Here is a 22,360-nt window from a genome sequence, read left to right on the forward strand (position 1 = left end):
CAGGTAATCAAATAATGGATATCATTAATTACGTTCAGGTTTGACGCTATAATCAATATCAATAGGGGTTGGTCCTATTACTGGGCCAATCAGATGTAGCATTTGCATTCGAAATCGTTCCACAATATCTCTTTTTAATAACCAACGATGAAAATCAGCGGGTGAGGTATTATGATGGTGCACCGACTGATAGTCTGCTGGAGCTTTTACATCTCTTCGAACAGGAAATTGTAACCACTTTGCTTGAAATTCTTCGGAAAGCATCCAATTCAAGTAAAGTTTAGCCGCGGCTTTGTGTTTTGCTTGAGTTGGAATACCAGCTGCTTGAAACCAAGTAAGGAAGTAATCATTTTCAGGAATTATAAACTTTGTATTGAGACCCGGAATAGGTTCGAATGCCCAAAAAGTAGTAAAACTTGCCGCATACCAACCATTATTGATGGCTACATATGGCATGGCTGTACCTCGGGTCCAGACAGGCTCGGTAGCAACTAGCTTTTCTAAATACTCCCAGCCATACATTTCCTTAAGGTTCCAAAACTGGTATAATACTGCGTCATCATCGTGCGGGTACGTCAATATGACTTTACCCTTCAAAGCTGGGTCTAAATAATCCAAAGCATCTCTTGGGGCCTTGCTTTCCGGAATAATATCGGTATTGACATAATTGGAAAAAGTCACTCCATATAAACCAGTCCAATGTCCATGGGGATCCTTATAGTCAGGAAATACCTTATCCCAGTTTTTAGGTTTGTAAATGTCTAAATAACCCTGCTCTGTATAATAGGTAAACCGATGTAAGGTTTGAAATTGAATTACATCCGGAATATTTTTTTCTCCGCCTGCTGCACGCGCATTATCGTAGCGCGGGGCATGATTGATACTCACATCTACACTATGTGTAACTTTCAACTTCGGAAACCGTGCCTTAAACATATCGAGGTAATAATCTATTTGGTCAGACTTATCACCCCCCGCTCTAAGAACAAATTCACCACCCTCTTTCAACGCCTCAGCGTAAAGCTCTTCAAGAGATCGGGTTTCAACCTGAACGTATGCCGAACCCTTGTTGGTTTGAGCGATGGAGGTGGTAATGGAACTCAGAATAAGAAATAAAAAGAAATAGTTTTTCTGTTTCATATGCTTGTCTTTTTGTAATCAGAAGCTGTTAAATTCTATTTGAGATCTCCTTTTGCAAAGGCATAGGATCGGCCTAGAATGAACTTGGACACATTCAATTCCTCTTGGTTTCTCGGAGCGTACATCATGATTATGTTTGGTGGCAGAATACCTCTTTCAATCAAAGGATGCCACTCGCCCCAACCATTAAGTATAATTACCTCCGCATCTCTTTCTGGCAATCCCAAATGAAGGCTATAGTCTGGTTTGGGGTGAAAATGTGCAAACTCAGTTCCAATCATAAAAGCATTACAGCGATCACAAACGTGATCAGCATCCATACACATGGCCATCGCACCAGGAACTGAGATGGCACTGGGCTCCTTTTGAATATCGCTCAACTCAAATGCCCAATCAGATAATGCTTCTATAAATGAAGTATCGCTGGGTTGTTGAGTCAGTTGAGTATGAGGGTTGGTATCTGTCGTCTTTGGCCTGACGCCTTCTCTGATTGGCATATTGCCAAGTGTCATTTTTATATTCATTGTACCTTATTCTTTAAATGAATTGCGCAAGCATTTCTGAGCAGATTAACTGACTTTGTACGCCTGTCTGGTTTAATGCTTGTAAAGCTATATTTTTGCACTATACATAATACATTAGTGGCACAAAGTACAGTTAGTGAATTTTAGTATACCATGAATAAAGGAGAAGACTTTATAGAAATACAGGCCGTATTGGACGCGTTTGAAATCATTGGAGGGAAATGGAAGTTTCCAATTCTCTACAGCCTTTGTAAAGGTAAAAAGAGGTTTAAAGAGTTGGAGGCCGACCTTCAAGGTGTATCTTCTAGAGCACTTTCCAATGCACTAAAGGATTTAGAAATTAATGGTTTGGTTTCTAGAGCAGCATTTCCTACTGTCCCGGTCAAGGTAGAATACAGTTTAACAGAATATGGATATGAGTTGGAGCCAGTTATAGAATCTATCAGAACTTGGGGTAAACAACATAGGAAGAGAATTTTCCGACAACCCTAAACTATATCCCAGAGTCAACCAAAGATGTATTTTTTAAGATTCTTTTAATCTGAATCAAAACCTAAATTTCTTTTCCTCGTTCTCATAATTTTTATTTGTTTTGTATACAGAGAACAAATAACCATGATTCATGAAAATATTAGTCAGCAAGAGGAAATTGTTCTTCTAGGCGTAGGTAGCCTTGAACCTGACGCTTATGCCTATGCCCTACAACTAGAAATAAAGGAACAAGCGCACCTGAGTTGGTCCATTGGTACTATTCATACCATACTATACCGATTGGAAAACAAAGGGCTCTTAGATTCCGAAATGGGTGGTTCTTCTCAGAAAAGAGGCGGAAGGAGCAAAAGGCTATATAAGCTCAGTGCCAAAGGGCTTAAAATGCTAGAGCAAATTCAGTTGACCAGACAATCCATGTGGGCCAAACTTTCAACTAATCGATTATAATCTTGCCTAGTCCAAAGCCACCTAAATACGCCAAGAAGCTCCTCACCTACTTTTGCTCTGATGACTGGGCGACTGAGCTAGTTGGTGATTTGGAAGAACAATTCTATGATAACGTGGCGCGAAACGGATCAAAAAGTGCAAAACGACAATACTGGTGGGAAGTATTTCGGTTAATGCGACCCCATATTTTTAAGAAAACTCATAAAAGCTCTCGTGTGATGATGACCAAAAACCACATCAAAATTACTTATCGAAACTTAGTCAAGAATAAATCTTATACTTTGATTAACCTTGGGGGTATGTCACTGGCATTTGCCTTTGCATTGGCCATATTCGCTTACGTATCACACGAAACAAGCTACGATCGCTATCACTCCAATGCCGATAAGGTATTCCGTGTAACACAGAGGTTACAAAACAATAATGGTTATGATATACACTGGGCGCGTGTAAATCTTCCTTATATCAATGAACTTGAAGAATATGCCCCTGAAGTAGACGCCTTAGTACGATTTCAGTCATTTCGGCCTAGAAGAGTAGTCGTAAATGAACAGAAATTCATGGAATCTAATGCCTTCGCTGTTGATCCAAGAGTGTTCGACGTGTTAGATCTCAATTTATTGCAAGGTGATAAAGACGCCCTAACGGAACCGCAAACAGTCGTTTTGACCGAATCTATCGCCTACAAATATTTTGGTAACCAAAATCCGATGGGCCAGACCATAGATATCTATGATGAAATCACTGGGATGAAATTAGGTCATAAGGTGACAGGAATTATTCAGGATCAACCTTCGAATACTCACCTACCGATCACTTTTTTGAGTTCAATTAACAGTGTCGACGAACGCCAAGGTTGGGCATACATCTATCTGCTGCTCAATCAAAATAGCAATGTAGCGTCGCTGAATGCCAAGCTACCCGAATTCGTGATGGAAAAAGATGATGGCGGCGGAGAAGGCCTCACCTTGAATTTGCAACCCATCACCGATATACATCTGCACTCCAATTTGAGTAGAGAACTAAAAGCCAATAGTAACTCTTCCTACATCACCTTATTCAGTATTGTAGCTGTTTTTCTAGTCCTTATTTCATCAGTCAATTTTGCCAACTTGAGTATTGTTAAATCACTCTCAAGATCGAAAGAAGTAGGTGTTAGAAGGGTTTTAGGTTCTGGTAAAGGACAATTGTACAGCCTCTTCCTTGTGGAAGCATTTGTACTAATCGGCACTAGCCTTGTAATCGCTATGGCCATTTATCTGGCTATTAGCCCATGGCTAACTTCTCTCACTGGATTCCAATTATCTATAGACTGGACGAGCGTGGCCTTAAGTGGTTTAGGTTTAATCTTTTTAATCGCGCTCTTCTCTTCCATTTATCCAGCAAGAATTGTTATGCGATACGCGCTCGGTTCATCCCTGAGAGGAAAAGTTGACTCACTCCCTAAACATACTAGATTTAAAAAATCGCTCATTGGCTTACAGTTTTTGATCGCACTTACTTTACTTTCTGGCACCCTAATACTTCAAAGACAGTTCTCTTTTTTAACAAGCCGCCAGTTAGGTTACGACCAAGAACGACTCTTGGCGATTGACAATATCCCTAGAGAAGTCAAAGCATCTTATGAAGTATTCAAAACAGAGTTGTTGAACTTAAATGGTATCAAAGATGTGAGTGCCGTTATGGAACTACCTTCCAGACCCATTAAAGATGAAGGCCGTGTGGTGATCACTGGCAGACCGGAAAACGAAGCTTATACTGCTGATATTCAGGTGTTAGATTTCAATGGACTGGATGTTTTAGGGATCGATCTCTTGGCAGGTTCTAACATACCTGAAAGCACCAAAAGCCAACCTCGTTTACCAAGTTTGGAGGAGGATTTACAAGCTTTTTTAACCAACAAAAGAAGGGCTTATTTAATTAACGAAAGCGCCCTCAAAACTTTCGGTTGGTCTACTCCAGAAGAAGCCATTAATCAACAAATTAGTTGGGCTATAGGCTCGTTCAACTTGGGTCAAGCACCCATTGTAGGTGTGGTTAAAGATTTTCACCAAGAGAGCTTACATGCTGCTATTGACCCTGTAGTTTTTGCCTATGAACCTATTTGGTTAAATAATATTCTAATCAAAACCACTTCCGAAGACTATCCTGCTTTAATCGGAAAAATCGAAAAAGTTTGGGATGAAATGTACCCAGAACTACCCATTAAACTCATTTTTGCCGATCAGGAAGTTGACCGACTTTATCAGGCAGAGCAAGTTCAAAGAACATTAATGATGGCATTCTCTTTCATTGCTATGCTGATCACACTTCTGGGCTTTTACAGCATAGTTTCTTACAACTTAGAAAGAAGACTCAAAGAAATGGGGATTCGAAAAGTTCTTGGGGCGAACTTAAAGAACCTTTTCAACCTACTAGGAAAGGAATATGTGCTGATCGCGCTGGCGAGTCTTCTTCTAGCCATCCCTTTGATTTGGTCATTTGGCAGAAAGTGGCTCGAAGCATACACATACCGCATTGAAATTAATGGCACTAGCATCCTTATTTCATTCGGCTTCCTGACACTTGTGCTACTTTCAACTTTAGTCTTTCAGATTATCAAATTGAATAAGAGAAACCCAGTTGAAGTATTGAAGGCGGAGTGAAAGGAAAAGGCCCCGAATTGAAAATTGATTTTACTTCTTGATTAAAATCGGGTAACTAAAAACGCGGTCATCAAGGATAATCTTGATTAGATAATAGCCTTGTCTCGCTTGTTTCATTTTTAGTTCAAGTCGATCGTTAGTTCGTGTCATTTCAGTTGGCACCAATCTACCATCGACTGTTAAGACATTAACATTCAAGTTTCCACCGCTAGTTGGTAACTGTACTTTGATCACCTCTCCTACTTGTACTGGATTTGGATAGACTTTGAAATTTTTCGAATTGTACTCGAAGTAGGCTCGAATAATCTCCGATGAATCTTCAATACCTGTTATCGAGACGTCGACTAACTTATAGTAGTTATTCCCGAATTTTGGACGTCTATCAACCCATTGATATACTTTTACTCCACTATCAAAGGCTTTAGAATAGTCCTCAACAAGAGCAATTGTCTCAAAATCAAATCCGTCACTAGACCGTTTTAGTAAAAAGTGACTATGATTCTCTTCACTAGCGGTATGCCACTCTAATTGAACTTGATTATTTTCCACCTCCGCTTTAAATAAGGTTAGGGTTACAGGCAGGGCAAAGTTTTCGGCTGATGCTAAGGTGAAATATGCTCCGTCTGTAAAATCAACCATAAAGTTTACCAATCCGTCCGAAGCAACGACAAATGACTGAGATACAACCGCTGCATCCGCAGCAAAATTTCCATCGGCATCTACCAAAAGCACGATTTCGCTTTCATCATTTCCTCCTACTACGTCACCTGGACCCAGTAAGCCACTGACATCAAACTGCACGACCACTGTACCTACAGTACCAATTTCCCTGACGCGCCACTCTCTATTGAGTCGGCTGTTCACCTGCGATCGGTCAAAGTCGATATTATCTTCGCTATCGTAGAGGTCTTCACCATCATGTCCCCAAATCAGTGCCGAAAAGTCGGCTGAAAATGCACTTGAGTTTGCAGTATTAGTCGCTTCCAGTCCATCTAAGTTATCATCCAACCCAATCGTAACAATCGCATCGCCATTGATAGATCGTGATTGCTTTTGATTTAAATCTGAGCCATCGTCTCGGATAATACCGGCTACATTATTCTGGAAGGTTGCATTATCAGAGGCATCCCAAATTGGTGATTCATTAGAAAATAAGTAATCACCTTCGGTACCTCCTCCTGAATTATCTAGGGTGATACCATACTTTAAGGCCAGGTAGGACTCTACTTGTTGACGTTCGGTGCCTGAGATATCACGGTTAAAGACCATGAGTTCATTAAGGCTACCATTCCAAAAGCTACTAGCCGAAATATCAGCCCCGATATTCGCCGATGTAGAACCAGTGTTAATGGTCTGATCTGCCCCAGAGAGGACAGCCGCAGTTTGATCCAATCCATTTACTCCTAAAGCAATGCTGCTAGAATTTGATGTACTAATATTATAATAGCCCAATTGTGGATTAGTCGAAGTACTTCCACTTACACCTCTTCTCAGCCCATTAACCCCTAAAGAAATCAGCTCGTTTCCTCCGTTAAAAGTGAGTGCAACTTGTTCTCCGGCAGCACTGGTACCATGTGCAAAAAGTGCTTCTCCCCCTGTGGCTACATTGGCACTTCTACTGACCACAAAGTACGTTCTTGCAGCGCTGCCTGTCGGTAAAAGCGCAGGATCAGCGAGACTGTAACTATCGTCTCCATCGAAATCTAACTGTGGATTGAAATTGGTGTTGCTCGTTCCATTGAGTACGTAAGTAGGGTTTCCGTTGGCGACTGATGCATCATTTGACGAACCACTTTGATCTGTCCATGCGCCAGCATTTCCTCCATCGGTTGTAAATGCTGTACCTGCATCGGCTTTCATCCAAAGTACAGTTCCATCCACTACGCCAGGTTCGTTCACGTCTACTACCGTGATGAGGAAGATTTCTTCTAATGTGCCTCCATTATCATCGTCGGTCTGTACTCTTATAGCGTAAACATTGTCTCCAGGCGTTCCACCTGTATCATCTGGTAATTCAAAGTCTGGTCCGGATGTAAAACTGAGCGCATCACCTGTGATAGTAAAAAACCCATTGTCTTCATCGCCAGATCCGGCTACCAATGTGTAGATATGACTATTTCCAGCATCAGCGTCCGTTGTAGAAAATGTACCAATTGTCGCTGTACTATTTTCCGAAATACTGTTAGCGCTCAAGAATAAAGCGGTTGGTGCATTGTTATCTTCAAAATCAATCGAGATTCCAGAAGATGCAGCTACAGCATTAGAAATACTCGCCGCATTATTGGTTGTAAAAGCGGCATCTACGAATGTGAATTCAAGGCTCGAAACATCGTCTGCATCCTCATTATCAGTGGCTTCTCCTGTTAAAGTAAGGGTTAACTCGGTGTCACTAGATCGCGTAAGTACGGCTGTCAAACCTGCTGGAACATTACTAATACTCACATTAGAATTGCCGATAAAGTCATCTCCATTTGTACCTGTAAAGGTATCTTGTGACAACGTAATCACTACCGATCCTGCACTAGACACAGCTCCATTATTATCCGTTGTTTCAGTAAAGTCTTCATTTCCATAAAATATGGAAAGGTTTACATCTCTGTAGTCCACATCACCTCCGCCGTTGACGTCACCATCCGAATCCGTGAAATTATCATCTTGGGTGTCATCAAATGAACCGTTGACGTCTGTAAAATCATCGGCACCTCCATCGAGTGTATTGTCCAATCCATTGGTGCCCACTGTACCATCTGTTTGACCATCGTTTGGTGTAGTATCCGTAAGCCCAGAGCCTGATTCGGCTATATCGAAGATACCATCGTTATCGGAATCTAAATCGAGATAGTCCGGTTCATCAGTTCCATCTGTATTCTCAACTGGAAGACCTCCAGCGTACACGTCATTGACACCATCAAAATTCGCGTCTGCAAACACACCCGGTGCCACGTATCCTAGCGTTGTTTGTGCTTCGATATTATCAGGAATACCATCATTGTCGGAGTCCAGATCAAGTTGACTACTGATTCCGTCACCATCTGGATCACAAACTCTCAATGACTCCGTGAGAATATCTGGACTCGACCAAGTTTGTGAATTACTGTATCGTACAGCGTCCATCAATCCTGAGAAGAAGCCTGTGACTCCATTGGGTGCTGTCGAAACCGGGCCGCCTATCCCCCCGTCATCACCGTGCGCTGGTACAGTTGTGAAATCATCGGTAATATTACTAGCACTTACTCCATCTAGGTAAACGGTTATCGTACCATTGTCATAGGTGGCAGCCACATGGTGCCATAAACCATCTAAGGTTAATGAAGTTGATGCAACGGCCGATCTTTCTGTACTGACTCCTCCTCCACGAGCGGTAGCCGTTAATACCCCATCATCTAACCAGAGCATAAATCCATTAGTAGATCCACCTTCCTCATATATCACTCGATCGCCCGTAATGTTATCTGGAAGTATCCATGCTGAAAAGCTGATGTTGGCGTATGCTAACTCCATAAAACCACCATCTACGCTATAGCGAATGCTTGTAGAGCCATCAAAACTGGCCGAATGTGTCCCTTGAATTGATGTTGTACTAAAGGAAGAAAAAGAGGTGCCATTTTCATCATTGCTGCCCTGCGTGTCATCAGTATTATTATCTAAGGTCCAAAATGCGACTGGCGTAGTTACAAAGGTTGCGGAAGGGTCAGAGCAAGCAGTTTCAACCTCATCCAAAATTCCGTCGTTGTCATCGTCAAGGTCCTCTGTGTCTATGATACCGTCTGAATCTGTATCCGTTTCGTTCACCAGATCGGTAACATTAATAATAAAGGTTTCTTCAAAGGTTCCTCCGTTTCCATCATCAGTCTGTACACGTATGGCATAAGTATTATTGCCTGGTGTATCTCCGATATCATTAGGACTTTCAAAATCAGGTGCGCTTATGAATGATATGGCATCAGAAGTAATAGTAAATAGCGCATTGTCTTCATCACCTGAACCGGCTACGAGTGTGTAACTATGCGTATCGAGGGCATCTTGATCAGTAGTGGTAAAAGTACCAATGGTGCTCGTCAAGCGCTCTTGGATACTGTTATTACTCAATACTAATTCAGTCGGTGCAAAGTTATCGTTGAAATCGATCGCGATTCCTGATGATGCCGCTACTGCATTTGTGATCGACGCTGCCGCATTCGTTGTAAATGCAGCATCAGTAAAGGTGAAAACCAAGCTAGATACATCATCGATATCCTCATTACCCGTGGCTTGTCCTGTAATGGTTAATGTTAACTCCGTGTCGTTTTCCCGCGTTAGCACGGCTGTTAGTCCAACTGGAAGATTGCTAATACTAGCGTTACCGTCATCTATAAAATCATCGCCATTTGTGCCCGAAAATGTATCTTGAAGTAAAGTGATACTCACCGTTGTTGCACTTGAAACGGCACCATCATTATTCGCAGTTTCTGTAAAAGTGGCTGAAGTGTAAAATATAGCCAAGGTGATATCTCTGTAATCTACATCTCCTCCACCGTTCACATCGCCATCAGAATCAGTAAAATTGTCACTTTGGGAATCGTCAAATGAACCGTTAACATCTGTGAAGTCATCTGCACCTCCATCGAGCGTATTATCTAAACCGTTGGTACCCACTGCGCCATCGGTTTGGCCATCATTCGGTGTGGTATCGGTTAAGCCTGAACCAGATTCCGCGATGTCAAAAATGCCGTCGTTATCTGAATCAAGATCTAAAAAGTCTGGCTCGTCTGTTCCATCAGTATTTTCAATAGAAAGGCCGCCTGCATAAACATCGTTGACACCGTCTACATTTGCATCGGTAAATACCCCCGGCGCGAGATACCCTAATGTCGTTTGTGCCTCTATATTATCAGGGATACCGTCGTTATCCGAATCAAGGTCTAATTGATTGTAGATACCATCGCCATCAGTATCACATAGCCTAAGCGATTCTGAAATAATTTCCGCATTGGTCCAGGTTAATGCGTTGCTATACCGCGCGGCATCCAGCAATCCAGAAAAGAACCCCGTCACCCCATTGGGAGCTGTAGAAACAGGGCCGCCGATACCGCCGTCATCTCCATGGCCAGGTATACTGCTGAAACCAGCCGAAATAGAAGCGGACTCCCCGTCTAAGTAAACAGTCATCGTACCATTATCGAAAGTCGCGGCTACGTGGTGCCACAATCCATCAAGAGTCAAGGTTGTCGATACGGCTACTGACTCTTCAGATCCTGCACCTCCAGAGCGACCGGTTGCTGTAAGGATACCATCATCAAGCCATAACAAGAAACCATTAGTACCACCTCCCTCTTCATAAATAACTCGATCGCCAGTTAAATCATCAGGAAGTATCCATGCTGAAAAACTGATGTTGGTGTAGGCCAACTCCATAAAACCTCCATCTACACTATATCGAATACTGGTAGAGCCATCAAAACTAGCCGAATGTGTTCCTTGGATGGCTGTGGTGCTAAAGGAGGAAAATGAAGTGCCATTTTCATCATTACTTCCCTGTGTATCATCGGTAGAATTATCCATTGTCCAATAAGCGACAGGCGTTGTTACGAATGATGCTGAAGGGTCTGAGCAAGCTGTTTCATCTACATCAAGTATACCATCATTATCATCGTCAAGGTCGACGATATCTAAAACTCCATCCGAATCAGTATCGGTTTCATCGACCACATCTGTCACCGAAATAATAAAGGTTTGCTCGAAGATGCCACCATTACCATCATCTGTACGCACGCGTATGGCATAAGTATTATTCCCAGGGGTATCTCCAATATCACTTGGGCTTTCAAAATCTGGAGCACTGGTAAAGGATATTGCATCAGTACTGATGGTAAAAAGGCCGTTATCTTCATCTCCAGTACCAGCTACAAGCGTGTAGGTATGTGCATCAATTAAATCGACATCCGTCGTCGTAAAACTGCCGATGGTGGCTGTGCTATTTTCTTGAATTTCAGTATTACTAAGATTCAGTTCGGTTGGGGCAAAGTTATCATTGAAATCAATAGAAATATCTGATGAAGCCGCTACTGAGTTCGCAACTGATGCAGCTGTATTCGTGGTGAAAGCAGCATCTGTAAATGTAAAGATAAGGCTGGCAACATCATCAGTATCGTCATTATCAGTGGCTTGACCTGTGAAGGTAAGTGTTAGTTCGGTATCACTCGATCGGGTGAGTACGGCGGTCAAACCTATCGGAACATTACTAATACTAACATTGCCGTTACCGATAAAGTCATCACCATTAGTGCCTGTAAATGTATCTTGGAAAAGTGTGACGATAACTGATGAAGCACTTTCTACGGATCCATCATTATTGGCAGTTTCCGTGAAAGTTCCAGCATTATAGAATATTGACAGTGCGCTATCTCTGTAATCGACATCGTTTATACCATCGGTATTCGTAAAGTTATCGGCTTGTGAGTCATCAAAAGAGCCATTTACATCGGTAAAGTCATCTGCACCACCATCTAAGGTATTATCAAGACCATTAGTACCTACAGTGCCGTCGGTACGGCCATCATTTGGTGTTGTATCGGTAAGTCCGGAACCTGATTCTGCAATGTCGAAAAGACCATCATTATCTGAATCTAAATCCAAGTAGTCTGGGTCATCGGTCCCATCTGTATTTTCTGGGGTCAAACCGCCTGCATAAACATCATTTAGACCGTCTAGATTAGCGTCTGTAAATACGCCTTGAGCAACATATCCCGAGGTGGTTTGTGCTTCTATATTATCTGGAATACCATCATTATCCGAATCAAGGTCTAGGTGGTTAAAAACACCATCTCCATCTGCATCGCAAAGCCTTTGAGCTTCAGTGCTAATCTCTGAAAAAGACCATGTCTCTGCGTTGCTGTATCGAGCGGCATCCATTAGCCCAGAATAGAATCCTGAGACACCATTTGGAGCTGTGGAAACGGGTCCTCCAATACCCCCATTGTCGGTGTGAGCGGCTATCGTGGAATAACTCGCGGTACTACTTACGGGTACACCATCCAAATAGACTGTGATAGTTCCATTATCAAAAGTTGCTGCTACATGATGCCATAGTCCGTCTAATGTCAATGTACTGGCTGCTACTGCCGATTCTTCAGTACCTGCCCCTCCTGATCTAGCCGTAGCCGTAAGCGTGCCATCATTTAACCATAGCATGAATCCATTTGTACCTCCTCCTTCTTCATAAATCACACGATCTCCAGTAAGATTATCAGGCAAAATCCAGGCTGAAAAACTGATGTTAGTGTATGCAGATTCCATAAAAGCACCATTTACACTGTATTGTATGCTCGTAGAACCGTCGAAGCTTCCAGAATGAGTTCCTTGGATCGCAGTGGTACTAAATGATGAAAATGAAGTACCATTTTCGTCGTTAGCCCCTTGACTATCGTCAGTATTGTTATCTAATGCCCAAAAGGCCACAGGCATAATGACAAACTGAGCGGAAGCGTCGGTACAATTTGATTCCTCTGTGTCCAATATTCCATCGTTGTCATCATCTATATCTACATAATCTAATATGCCATCAGAATCGGTATCCGTTTCTGTGACTACATCTGTGACTGTTATGATAAATGTTTCTTCTAAAACGCCTCCATTCCCATCATTTGTTTGTACCCGAATAGCATATGTATTATTACTTGGTGTATCCCCAAGGTCAGAAGGCGTTTCAAAGTCTGGTTCGCTTGTAAAGGAAATTGCGTCTGCGTTAATGGTAAAGGATCCATTATCATCATCTCCCGAACCTGCTACCAATGAATAAGTATGGGTATCCAAAATGTCTACATCGGTAGTAGTAAAGGTCCCAATAGTGGAAAGACTTTCCTCAGCAATACTGCTATTGCTCAATGTCAATGAAGTTGGTGAGAAATTATCGTTAAAATCAATACCCACATCTGAAAGTGTGGATACTGCATTCGTTACGCTTGCGGCTGGGTTGGTATCAAATGCGGCATCAACAAAGGTGAAGACTAGACTGGCTACGTCATTCGCATCGTCATTATTTGTAGCCTGACCTGTGAAAGTTAAAGTCAGTTCTGTACTACTGATGCGCGTGAGTACTGCCGTGAGTCCCGAAGGCACATTACTTATGCTCGTATTGCCATTTCCAATAAAATCGTCGCCATTAGTACCTGTAAAGGTATCTCCATCTAGAGTGATACTCGCCGATCCGCTAACGGCACCATTGTTACTACTTGTTTCTTCGAAAAAACCCGCTAAATCGTATTCATTGACGTCATCGCCGTTATTACCAACTAAATAAAGCTTGCTACCCGTATCATTATAGGCAAAATCTTGAGGGGAATTCTCTTGGCCATTAAATGATAAAACTACCTCTACAAAAGATGCTGTTGATATATTGTAAGCCGTACTAAGGCTGTATTCATTGACATCGTCGCCACTATTTCCCATCACATACAAGAAGTCACCAGTCTCATCAAAAGTCATGGCTCTGGCTTCGGATTCTTGACTAGATAAATCGAGTGCTGTTTGCAAAAAGGAGGCCGTCGAAATATCGAAAGCCGTACTCAATATATATTCATGAACTTCTCCTGTGGTAGAGCCAAGCACGTATAGTCTACTGCCCGTATTATTAAACATAAAATCCTGTGGTTCTTCCTCTTGCGTGGTCACAATCAAGGCCACTTGTACAAACATGGCTGTGGAAATATCATAAGCGGAACTCAAGCTATATTCGGTCACATCATTGCCAGTATTCCCAAGTAGATATAGCACTGTACCATCATCATTAAAGATGATGCTCTGAGGCGTATCATCTTGCGAAGATACATCTAGTGCTATTTGCGTGAAACTGGCTGTCGAAATATCATAAGGAGTGCTTAGGCTATACTCGTTAATATCGGCCACAGCTCTACCAAGCACATATAAGACCGTACCGTCATCGTTAAAAAGCAGAGCTTCCGGATCGGTTTCTTGGGCAGATAGAGATAGTACGGATGCGTCAAAGGATGCACCAGATATATCGAATCCTTTGTTGTAAGTTATCGACTGACCATAAGATTGATGTTCTAGGAAAAGACACACCGCGATGATGACGCCTAGGAAGCGGGTTATAGCGAAGATACGCTTCGAAAAAGTGGTTCGCGATAAACTCATCATTGTCAATCAGTCATCCACCTTTGACTCAAATAGGTCTATTGACCTAAATCATAATGAAAGGTCAAAGTCGTTACTTAACCGAAGCACAGTTGTATTAACATTCTGGCTTTCTTGTTATTACCTATTTGAACACCCCAAGAATTGAAGCAGTACTCAAATAATTACCCTGGTCCAGGCGAATCCTTTGCAAAGCTAACTAATCATTTCTTTGATATGTTTTCTTTGGCATTTTTTCTCGCCAACGGTTGCAGCTCTATCAATATTGGGGCATCAGTTTGCCATTATTCTAGAGGGTTCTTTTGAAAAAGAATTGAACTACTAATTATCGAATTACTATTTCTTGCGTAAATGTATATCCCATGGAAATTATGCTATTATTAATGTTGGAAAACACACCTTAGTTAAAGCAGAGTGAATATAGGCCTGAAGCGAAGACATCAAAAGCTACAAAATAAGCTACTAGAACAGGTTCGTTTGGAACGAAGCAAACTAGTAACTCTTGACCGTGCAGAATTAAGAAAGCAATACGACCAATTCAAAGGCCGGTATGAAAGCCAATTTGCTAACTTCGATTTGATCGCGAAACACCATGCCTTAATTTCAGAGGTAATTAAGCGCACTTTAGATTTAGAACCCTTCGAGAGCCAAATCATAGCTGGGTTTCATCTGATCACAAATAATATTATTGAAATGAAAACTGGCGAAGGCAAAACGCTTTCGGCAGTTTTTGCTACCTGCTATCATGCGCTAGGCGGCAAGGGTGTCCACGTCCTAACTTTTAATGATTACTTGTCAGAAAGAGATGCTACTTGGATGCAGCCGGTGGCGGATTTTCTCGGGTTACAAGTTGGATTTATTACTGAGGGTTCAGATCGACAAATGCGCAAAAAAGCATATGCTTGTGACATCACCTATGTGACAGCGCGTGAAGCCGGATTCGACTTTTTAAGGGATGGCATGGTTTACTCAGGCAAGGACAGCGTCCACAGAAGCTTCAACATTGCCATCATAGACGAGGCAGATTCTATTTTGATAGACGAGGCCCGTGTTCCCCTCATCATTTCCAAAAACAGAAAAGGTGAACACCAGCGCTTAAAAGAAATATCGGAAGTTGTAAAGAATCTAAAGCTTGACAAAGACTTCGAAACCAGCATTGATACCAACCAGATTTATCTTACTGACGACGGGCTCCATGTCTTAGAAGAAGCTCTTGAAATCAAGAATTTATACAGTCAAACGGCCCTTCGCATTTTAAATGCAGTTAACCTTTCCCTACATGCCCAATTCTTATTGCGAAAAGATGACGACTACATTATTCGAGACGAGAAAATTGAGCAGGTCGATCAATTCACAGGCCGAGTCGCTGATAAACGACGCTGGGCTGATGGCCTGCAAGCCGCTTTGGAAGCTAAAGAGGGCTTACCAATTAATGCTGGGACGCAACTTTTGGGGTCTATCACGCTGAAAGATTTCCTAAAACAGTACAACATGCTATCGGGAATGACTGGTACAGCACTTTCCTCAGCCAAAGAATTTCAAGAGGTCTACAAATTGAATGTTATTCCAATAGCCACAGTAAAACCACTGATTAGAAAAGACCTTCCTGACAAAGTCTTCGAAAAATCAGCCGCAAAGGAAGCCGCGATTGCTGAAGAAGTATTAAAAGCTAATGCAAACGGACAACCCGTGCTTGTAGGCACCGAGAGTGTAGAAGCTTCCGAGCGCCTGACAAAACTTTTAGTTTCTAAAGGACTGAACGTAAACTTATTAAATGCTAAAGTCGATGCGGAAGAAGCCAAAATCATCAGTGAAGCTGGTAAGCTCAATCAGATTACTGTTTCGACGGCTATGGCAGGACGGGGCACCGACATTAAACTTGGCAATGGTGACATACAGGCGCATGAACAGGTCAAATCCCTAGGCGGATTATATGTAATCGGCACATACAAACATGAAAGTAAACGCATAGATGATCAACTTCGTGGAAGAGCTGGACGCCAAGGTGATCCTGGTAAATCTAGATTTTTCATTAGCCTTGAAGACGAACTGCTATCGAGTGTCGGGGTTCAAGATTTTTTACCAAACAAGATTAAAAATGACCTTAACAAATATATTAACCACCCTTTGACCATCGAATCTGTCAATAAGGTCCAGCAAAAAATTGAGGAGCAAAACCAAAAGATTCGAAAAACCCTGAATACTTATTCAGAGGTGATCGAAAGCCAAAGAAAGATATTTCAAGAGGACAGAACCGAAATATTGACTCATGGTTACGATCCATCCAAAAAGATCATTTTGAGTTCGAAAAAAGCCGAACTATCAAAGGCTTACTCCCAAGAAGAAATTGATCATTTATATAAAATCATTGCCTTAACAACCATGGATGATGCCTGGTCTATGCATTTGCATTTAGCGAATGAGGTAAAGGAAAGTATTCATCTTTCTAGTTTGGCGAGACTCTCCCCTTCCAATGAATTTCAAAGAATTATGGCTGAGGCATTTATTGAGCTTCAAGGGGATTTGGCTAGGCGAATAGAGGAAGAAATTATCGAAAAGATAGAAGACAAAGACAGTCGAACAGCGCTCTTGGATCGCGTGGCCAATCCTTCTTCTACCTATACCGAACTGATCACCGATCAACCTTTTGGCGAATGGATGGAGTTGTTATATGTGCCCGCTTCTGGCGCCAGTTTTACTTTCGCCAAATTATTCTTTTGGCCAATTCTAGGAATATTTAGAAAGAGCGTCAGCTAGAAAAAGTGATTAAAACGACTTTACTGACAATCAAATCTAGGCCAGAATTGAATTGACTTAGTGTATTGCTAAAAGCTCCATTAAGCATTAAATTGGTGACTGTCTGAAAATGGCGGCAAGCTTGGCATGAAATACATCTCGATTAATCTCTACAAGAAAATGATCAACTGGGCACGCGCCGAGGAGATTGATGAAAATGAGTTAAGTCGTATTCCAACGCCAATTAAGGACCTAGATCAATTAAAAGCTGTTCCTGCTGATCACTTTTTTGAATTGCATGAAATACTGGACGAAAAGTTGGGTCCAGGATTCGCGATTCGTGTGGGGCAGCAAATGAAAATCGAAGATTATGGCGTGCTCGGCCTTTCATGGCGCACCTGTTCTTGGGCTGGCGAAATCTTTGACAGAAGTGAAAGGTACTTTAAAATGCTTTCTAATACTTATGTTTTTAAGGTTGAAAAACAACAGGATGAATCCACTGTATTTCTTTATCGAGAGCCATACCGTAGAGGCCTAGAACTTTCAAATGAAGCCACAATTTCTGCAACAGTTGTTGTACTAAAGGCTATGACCGAAACGGACATTAGCCCAATTCAAGTCACATTTAAACATGAGGCACCCCATGATATTTCCAGTCATGAAAAGGCTTTTCAATGTCCAGTTCTTTTCAACCAAGCACAGTATTCTATTACTTATAAAACTGTCGATTTAGAAATAAGAACTGCCAAAGCTGACCAAAGCATCAACCAGTTCTTACTTGAAAGGGTGGAAGAGGAAACTGAGGGATTAGAATTAAATGCTACGAAAATCGCCAGAGATGTGGAGGCGCTAATCAAAGATGCTTTACCAAGTGGTATCCCTGGCATTGCCGAGTTAAGTGAGCAAATGGGAATGAGCAACAGAACACTTACCCGAAGACTTGGAGAAAAAGGCATGACCTTTAGAGATCTCATAAAAAAGTCACAAGAGGAGATTTCCAAAGACCTACTTTCAAACACCAACATGAGCATTGCTGAAATAGCTTACCAAACGGGCTTCTCTGAGCAGAGCGCTTTTAACCGCGCTTTTAAGCGATGGACTGGCTTAGCGCCTTTAGAATTTCGAAAAAACTGACTCTAATTTTTAGTTTGGCGTAAACTGTCAAAACACTGGCTCAAAGTGTCAAGTTTCCGGCTCGATTTGCCTTCAATTTTACAAACGAATTAAAACTCGAAGTAAAATGAAAAAAAGACAAATCTATATGATCTGGATCGGCTTACTCACTGGATTCCTAGCAGTTCAAGCATTTTCAAGTTCATGGTTAAAACCAAATCACTCAAAGCTTTCAATCAATCCATTTGCTAATGAGGCCTTTTTGTTTCTTAACAATAGAAAAGGAGAGTTCTACTTAATTATTGAGGCATCTGAAAAGATCCATCGTTGGTTACCCAATCCAAAAGCCAATTGATCATGGATATCTCAATTAAGACACTCAGCCTGTTTGGAGCGGTTGTCTTCACAGGACTTTCAGCAGGGCTTTTCTTTGCTTGGTCCGTTTCAGTTATTCCAGGAACACAAAAGATCAATTCAGAGGCCTATTTAGAGACAATGCAGTCGATTAATCGGGCTATACTAAACCCGGTCTTTTTCATGGTGTTCTTTGGCAGCCTCTTGTTCTTAGGTGCTGCAAGTTATTATCAATTCCATGTAAGCAGTAGTGCTTTTTGGTTCATGCTTATAGCTGCTGCCACTTACTTAATTGGAACTCTAGCGGTAACTGGTTTAGGCAATGTACCATTGAACGATCAATTGGAGAGTACCCAGCTTAACCTGCTGAATAAAGTCCAACTAGAGGATCTAAGATCCTTTTATGAATCGAAATGGAATAGGTTTCATCTCATCAGAACGATTTGTGCAATCGCGTCATTCGTCTTTGCCACCGCTTCCATTTTCAGTACCCTCAAATTCATCAAGTAGCCCAAAGTATGTCAAACTCAAAACAATTAAATCACATGAAATTCAAAGTCACAAACAACAAGTCTCGCTCCATCAAAAGAGGAGTGTATTTACTTACAGCATTACTGCTCATTAATAAAAGTGCTGTTTTTGGTCAAAAAAACGATACCGAGGAATGGTCCTATTCTGTGGGAGTAGGTATGGCCGTAGTGCCGTCATACTTAGGGGATAATAGTTACCAAGCAGTGATGTTCCCCAATTTCACAGCCACATATGCGGATAAGTTTTCTGCTTCTCTACTCGAAGGTTTGCGCTACAACGCCATTGAATTTGGAGCATGGCGCATGGGAGCCATGCTTAAATTCAATATCGGTCGGTTTGAAGATGGAACATTACCAGGCCGCATCATCGGTGAGAATACCAGTGACCTTACAGGGCTCGGCGACATTGACTTTTCACTAGAACCTGGAGTTTATATTCAATTCAATCAAGGTTCTGTCGTCTCCATTTTTAACATGAGAAAGGGTGTCGGTGGGCATAGTGGCTTGCTAGCCGAATTTAGCACTCAGTATGTAGAAGTTTTTCAAGTGTTTGGTAAGTCCATCCAATATGGCGTTGGACCAATGGCCAGGATGACCAACTCAGCCTACAATAAAACTTTCTTTGGCATTAATCAGGCACAATCTCAAGAATCAAACATTGGTGTATATCGGCCTACATCAAGTGCACTATCCATTGGACTTAACGGATCATTGGCCATTCCTGTGAGTAATAGAGTCTCAACAAGCCTCTACTTCAATTACAGCCGTTTGGGTGACCCTATTGCTAAATCAAACTTAGTGAAGCGCTTCGGGTCGAGACATCAAATGGCAACGGGCATCGTGTTCAACTACAGCCTTTAAAACATTTTAAAAAGAAAATAAGGGGCTCAGATGGCCCATGAAAACAATTATTTAAACTCAAAAATCATAAAAATGAAACACAACATTTTAGTAATCGGTGGGACTGGTAAGACTGGTCGCCGCGTCGTTGAAAACCTATCAAAACAAGGTCACCATGTAAGCATAGGTGGTCGTAAAAGCTCCCCTGCATTTGATTGGGAAGACCCAAGCACATATGCGGAAGCCTTAAAAGGAATGGATCGAGCTTATATTGTCTATTATCCAGATTTGGCGGTACCAGGAGCTAAAGAAGCTATATCTAAGCTTACAGAAACTGCTCTAAAACAAGGTTTAGAAAAGGTAGTACTACTATCTGGAAAAGGAGAAACAGAAGCAGAAGCTTGTGAGCAAATTGTTGCAAACTCTGGACTGAACTACACTTTGGTGAGAGCCTCTTGGTTCAATCAGAATTTCAGTGAAGGTGCTTTTCTCGACTTTGTATTAGCCGACCAAGTGGCCTTACCCATGCCAGATGCAGAAATCCCATTTGTAGATGCAGATGACATCGCCGATGTAGTGACTAAAGTATTGATTGATGATTCTTACAATGGTCAAACAATAACAGTTACTGGCCCGAGGAAAATGACTTTCAAAGAAGTAGTTGCCACCATGGCCGATGGCATCGGTAGAGATATTCAATATATACCAATATCCATTGAAGCATTCGCTGATGGCATGAAGGCTGCTGGTTTACCCGATTCATATGTCTGGTTGTTTAGCTACTTGTTTAAAGAAGTGCTTGGTAATCCTGAGAATCAGGACGTATCTCACGACATAGAAAAAGTCTTGGGAAGAAAGGCTACCGACTTTAAAGCGTATGTGGAAAAGACGGTTAAAACTGGGGTTTGGAATCAAGCTATAACAGAAAGTATCTAAAGATCATGCAGAGTATTAATCTAAAAAAAGCAAGTCTTTCAGCATTGATCATTTGGGGGATAGGAGTCAGCGCCTTTGTTGGCTCCTATAACTTTACCATACTGAATAATGCAAATGAACAAGCGAATTTGTTTCTAATCATTGCTTTGATTCCCGCCATTATCATAGGAGTATACTTTTACAATAAGAAAGGCACACAAACCAATGGATTACCATTGGCAGTTTATATGTTCCTCGTCACAATACTATTGGATTCTGTCATCACAGTTCCATTATTTATTATTCCAGCAGGGGGCGATCATCTCAGCTTCTTTTTAGATCCGGGTTTTTGGATATTGGGAATAGAGTATATTATACTCGTAATAGTCGCCAATTGGATCTTCAGTAGAAAGTTGAAGGTCGTATAGATTTATTCTTAGGAATAAGATTTATCTAAATAGGTATGAGCCAAACAAGGGGTTGTCAAAAAGGCAGTCCTTTGCTCTTTGTCGAAAGACTCAAGCTGAGGCTGTGTCGATCTCCTATTTGTCAGTTTATTCATACGGTTTGTATCTGGCCTAAAAATGGATTTAATTGAAGCATACATAACAGCCATAACACGGATATATGAAATTGTTTATTGATCGACTGAGTAAACGTTACACCAAAGACAAATATGGACTTCAAGACTTTTCACTTTCCGTAAACCAAGGAATTCTAGGGCTATTAGGCCCTAATGGTGCCGGTAAATCCACTCTCCTTAAAATGATTGCCACCATTAGCAAACCTACCGAAGGAAGTATTTTGCTCAATGATCAAGATATAGTCGCGCAACCCAACTATATGCGTGAACAGCTGGGCTACCTACCTCAAGACTTCGGGGTTTATCCCAACCTTAATGCTTACGAGTTCTTGAATTACATAGCAGCCATGAAAGGCATCGGCGGAGACGGTTTAAAAACAAGAATTCAATTTTTGTTGGAGGGCCTAAACCTAATTGAGACAGCTAAAAAACCGATCGGTAGTTATTCTGGAGGAATGAGGCAACGTGTAGGTATAGCACAAGCCTTGCTCAATGAACCCAAGGTGGTAATCTTTGACGAGCCAACCGTAGGACTCGATCCTGAAGAGAGAGTCCGATTTAGAAATCTGATTTCAGAGTTAGCAGACAAAAGTATTGTGATTTTATCCTCTCATATCGTATCAGACATCGACACCATTGCTGACCAAGTAGCGATTATGAAAGCAGGTAGTCTCATTACCATGGACTACCCTGAAGAGATAATAGCCAAAGTAAAAGACAAGGTATTCGAAATCGATATTCCCAAAGAACAGGCAAGTGATTTCAAAGAAAAACATATGGTGGTAAACACCATTAGAAAAAAGGAAGAAGTAACCGTCAGGTATATCGCCAACGAGTCCGTTGATGGTTCAAAGAAAGCAGTTGCTTCATTAGAAGACGCCTATCTCTATTTCACTAAAACAAACTGAT

The 22,360-nt window shown here is 41.6% G+C and carries 14 protein-coding genes; 11 read left to right on the plus strand and 3 right to left on the minus strand.

The window, feature by feature from the left end; all coding sequences use genetic code 11:
* Positions 1–24: 24 nt before the first annotated feature.
* Both BFP71_RS02125 and BFP71_RS02130 read right to left on the minus strand, forming a co-directional pair.
* The gene (locus BFP71_RS02125; protein ID WP_069833806.1) at positions 25–1,140 is read right to left on the minus strand and encodes an ABC transporter substrate-binding protein; all 1,116 of its coding nucleotides are present in this window, start codon (positions 1,138–1,140) and stop codon (positions 25–27) included.
* Between the two features lie 35 nt (positions 1,141–1,175).
* The gene (locus BFP71_RS02130; RefSeq protein ID WP_088124838.1) at positions 1,176–1,664 is read right to left on the minus strand and encodes a luciferase domain-containing protein; all 489 of its coding nucleotides are present in this window, start codon (positions 1,662–1,664) and stop codon (positions 1,176–1,178) included.
* A gap of 153 nt (positions 1,665–1,817) precedes the next feature.
* On the opposite strand from BFP71_RS02130, the gene BFP71_RS02135 reads away from it, so the two are divergent.
* The 3 genes from BFP71_RS02135 (at position 1,818) to BFP71_RS02145 (ending at position 5,248) form a co-directional block, all read left to right on the plus strand.
* Positions 1,818–2,156: a winged helix-turn-helix transcriptional regulator gene (locus BFP71_RS02135; RefSeq protein WP_069833807.1), complete on the plus strand. Its 339-nt coding sequence runs from the start codon at positions 1,818–1,820 to the stop codon at positions 2,154–2,156.
* A 123-nt stretch (positions 2,157–2,279) separates the two neighbouring features.
* Entirely contained in the window at positions 2,280–2,603 is a 324-nt protein-coding gene (locus BFP71_RS02140; protein ID WP_069833808.1) for a PadR family transcriptional regulator, read from the plus strand.
* 2 nt (positions 2,604–2,605) lie between these two features.
* Positions 2,606–5,248 (plus strand): FtsX-like permease family protein, encoded by a 2,643-nt coding sequence (locus tag BFP71_RS02145; protein WP_069833809.1) that lies wholly within the window; start codon positions 2,606–2,608, stop codon positions 5,246–5,248.
* A gap of 30 nt (positions 5,249–5,278) precedes the next feature.
* On the opposite strand, the gene BFP71_RS02150 is transcribed toward BFP71_RS02145, so the two are convergent.
* Complete coding sequence (locus BFP71_RS02150; RefSeq protein ID WP_069833810.1) at positions 5,279–14,383, minus strand: LamG-like jellyroll fold domain-containing protein; 9,105 nt, start codon at positions 14,381–14,383, stop codon at positions 5,279–5,281.
* 411 nt (positions 14,384–14,794) lie between these two features.
* Here BFP71_RS02150 and BFP71_RS02155 point away from each other — a divergent pair, with 411 nt between their 5' ends.
* From BFP71_RS02155 to BFP71_RS02190, 8 genes are all read left to right on the plus strand, one after another.
* Positions 14,795–17,137, plus strand: coding sequence for a preprotein translocase subunit SecA (locus BFP71_RS02155; RefSeq protein ID WP_069833811.1), 2,343 nt, complete (start codon positions 14,795–14,797; stop codon positions 17,135–17,137).
* Positions 17,138–17,263: 126 nt separating this feature from the next.
* Positions 17,264–18,250: an AraC family transcriptional regulator gene (locus BFP71_RS02160; protein WP_088124839.1), complete on the plus strand. Its 987-nt coding sequence runs from the start codon at positions 17,264–17,266 to the stop codon at positions 18,248–18,250.
* 106 nt (positions 18,251–18,356) lie between these two features.
* Positions 18,357–18,584 (plus strand): hypothetical protein, encoded by a 228-nt coding sequence (locus BFP71_RS02165; protein WP_069833813.1) that lies wholly within the window; start codon positions 18,357–18,359, stop codon positions 18,582–18,584.
* Between the two features lie 2 nt (positions 18,585–18,586).
* Positions 18,587–19,093 (plus strand): anthrone oxygenase family protein, encoded by a 507-nt coding sequence (locus BFP71_RS02170; protein WP_069833814.1) that lies wholly within the window; start codon positions 18,587–18,589, stop codon positions 19,091–19,093.
* Between the two features lie 35 nt (positions 19,094–19,128).
* A complete protein-coding gene (locus tag BFP71_RS02175; protein WP_176723301.1) occupies positions 19,129–19,974 on the plus strand; it encodes a MipA/OmpV family protein in 846 nt (281 codons plus the stop codon).
* Between the two features lie 72 nt (positions 19,975–20,046).
* Positions 20,047–20,889, plus strand: coding sequence for an NmrA family NAD(P)-binding protein (locus BFP71_RS02180; protein ID WP_069834532.1), 843 nt, complete (start codon positions 20,047–20,049; stop codon positions 20,887–20,889).
* Between the two features lie 5 nt (positions 20,890–20,894).
* Positions 20,895–21,296 (plus strand): DUF5367 family protein, encoded by a 402-nt coding sequence (locus BFP71_RS02185; RefSeq protein WP_069833816.1) that lies wholly within the window; start codon positions 20,895–20,897, stop codon positions 21,294–21,296.
* A gap of 199 nt (positions 21,297–21,495) precedes the next feature.
* Entirely contained in the window at positions 21,496–22,359 is an 864-nt protein-coding gene (locus tag BFP71_RS02190; RefSeq protein ID WP_069833817.1) for an ABC transporter ATP-binding protein, read from the plus strand.
* The last annotated feature ends 1 nt before the right edge of the window (position 22,360 follow it).

The sequence above is a fragment of the Roseivirga misakiensis genome (assembly GCF_001747105.1).
In the GTDB taxonomy this organism is placed as follows: domain Bacteria; phylum Bacteroidota; class Bacteroidia; order Cytophagales; family Cyclobacteriaceae; genus Roseivirga; species Roseivirga misakiensis.

Coding starts and splice junctions, on each gene's coding strand:
- BFP71_RS02125 (WP_069833806.1), bottom strand. CDS start 1,140: ATGAAACAGAAAAACTATTTCTTTTTATTTCTTATTCTGAGTTCCATT.
- BFP71_RS02130 (WP_088124838.1), bottom strand. CDS start 1,664: ATGAATATAAAAATGACACTTGGCAATATGCCAATCAGAGAAGGCGTC.
- BFP71_RS02135 (WP_069833807.1), top strand. CDS start 1,818: ATGAATAAAGGAGAAGACTTTATAGAAATACAGGCCGTATTGGACGCG.
- BFP71_RS02140 (WP_069833808.1), top strand. CDS start 2,280: ATGATTCATGAAAATATTAGTCAGCAAGAGGAAATTGTTCTTCTAGGC.
- BFP71_RS02150 (WP_069833810.1), bottom strand. CDS start 14,383: ATGATGAGTTTATCGCGAACCACTTTTTCGAAGCGTATCTTCGCTATA.
- BFP71_RS02160 (WP_088124839.1), top strand. CDS start 17,264: ATGAAATACATCTCGATTAATCTCTACAAGAAAATGATCAACTGGGCA.
- BFP71_RS02165 (WP_069833813.1), top strand. CDS start 18,357: ATGAAAAAAAGACAAATCTATATGATCTGGATCGGCTTACTCACTGGA.
- BFP71_RS02170 (WP_069833814.1), top strand. CDS start 18,587: ATGGATATCTCAATTAAGACACTCAGCCTGTTTGGAGCGGTTGTCTTC.
- BFP71_RS02175 (WP_176723301.1), top strand. CDS start 19,129: ATGAAATTCAAAGTCACAAACAACAAGTCTCGCTCCATCAAAAGAGGA.
- BFP71_RS02180 (WP_069834532.1), top strand. CDS start 20,047: ATGAAACACAACATTTTAGTAATCGGTGGGACTGGTAAGACTGGTCGC.
- BFP71_RS02185 (WP_069833816.1), top strand. CDS start 20,895: ATGCAGAGTATTAATCTAAAAAAAGCAAGTCTTTCAGCATTGATCATT.
- BFP71_RS02190 (WP_069833817.1), top strand. CDS start 21,496: ATGAAATTGTTTATTGATCGACTGAGTAAACGTTACACCAAAGACAAA.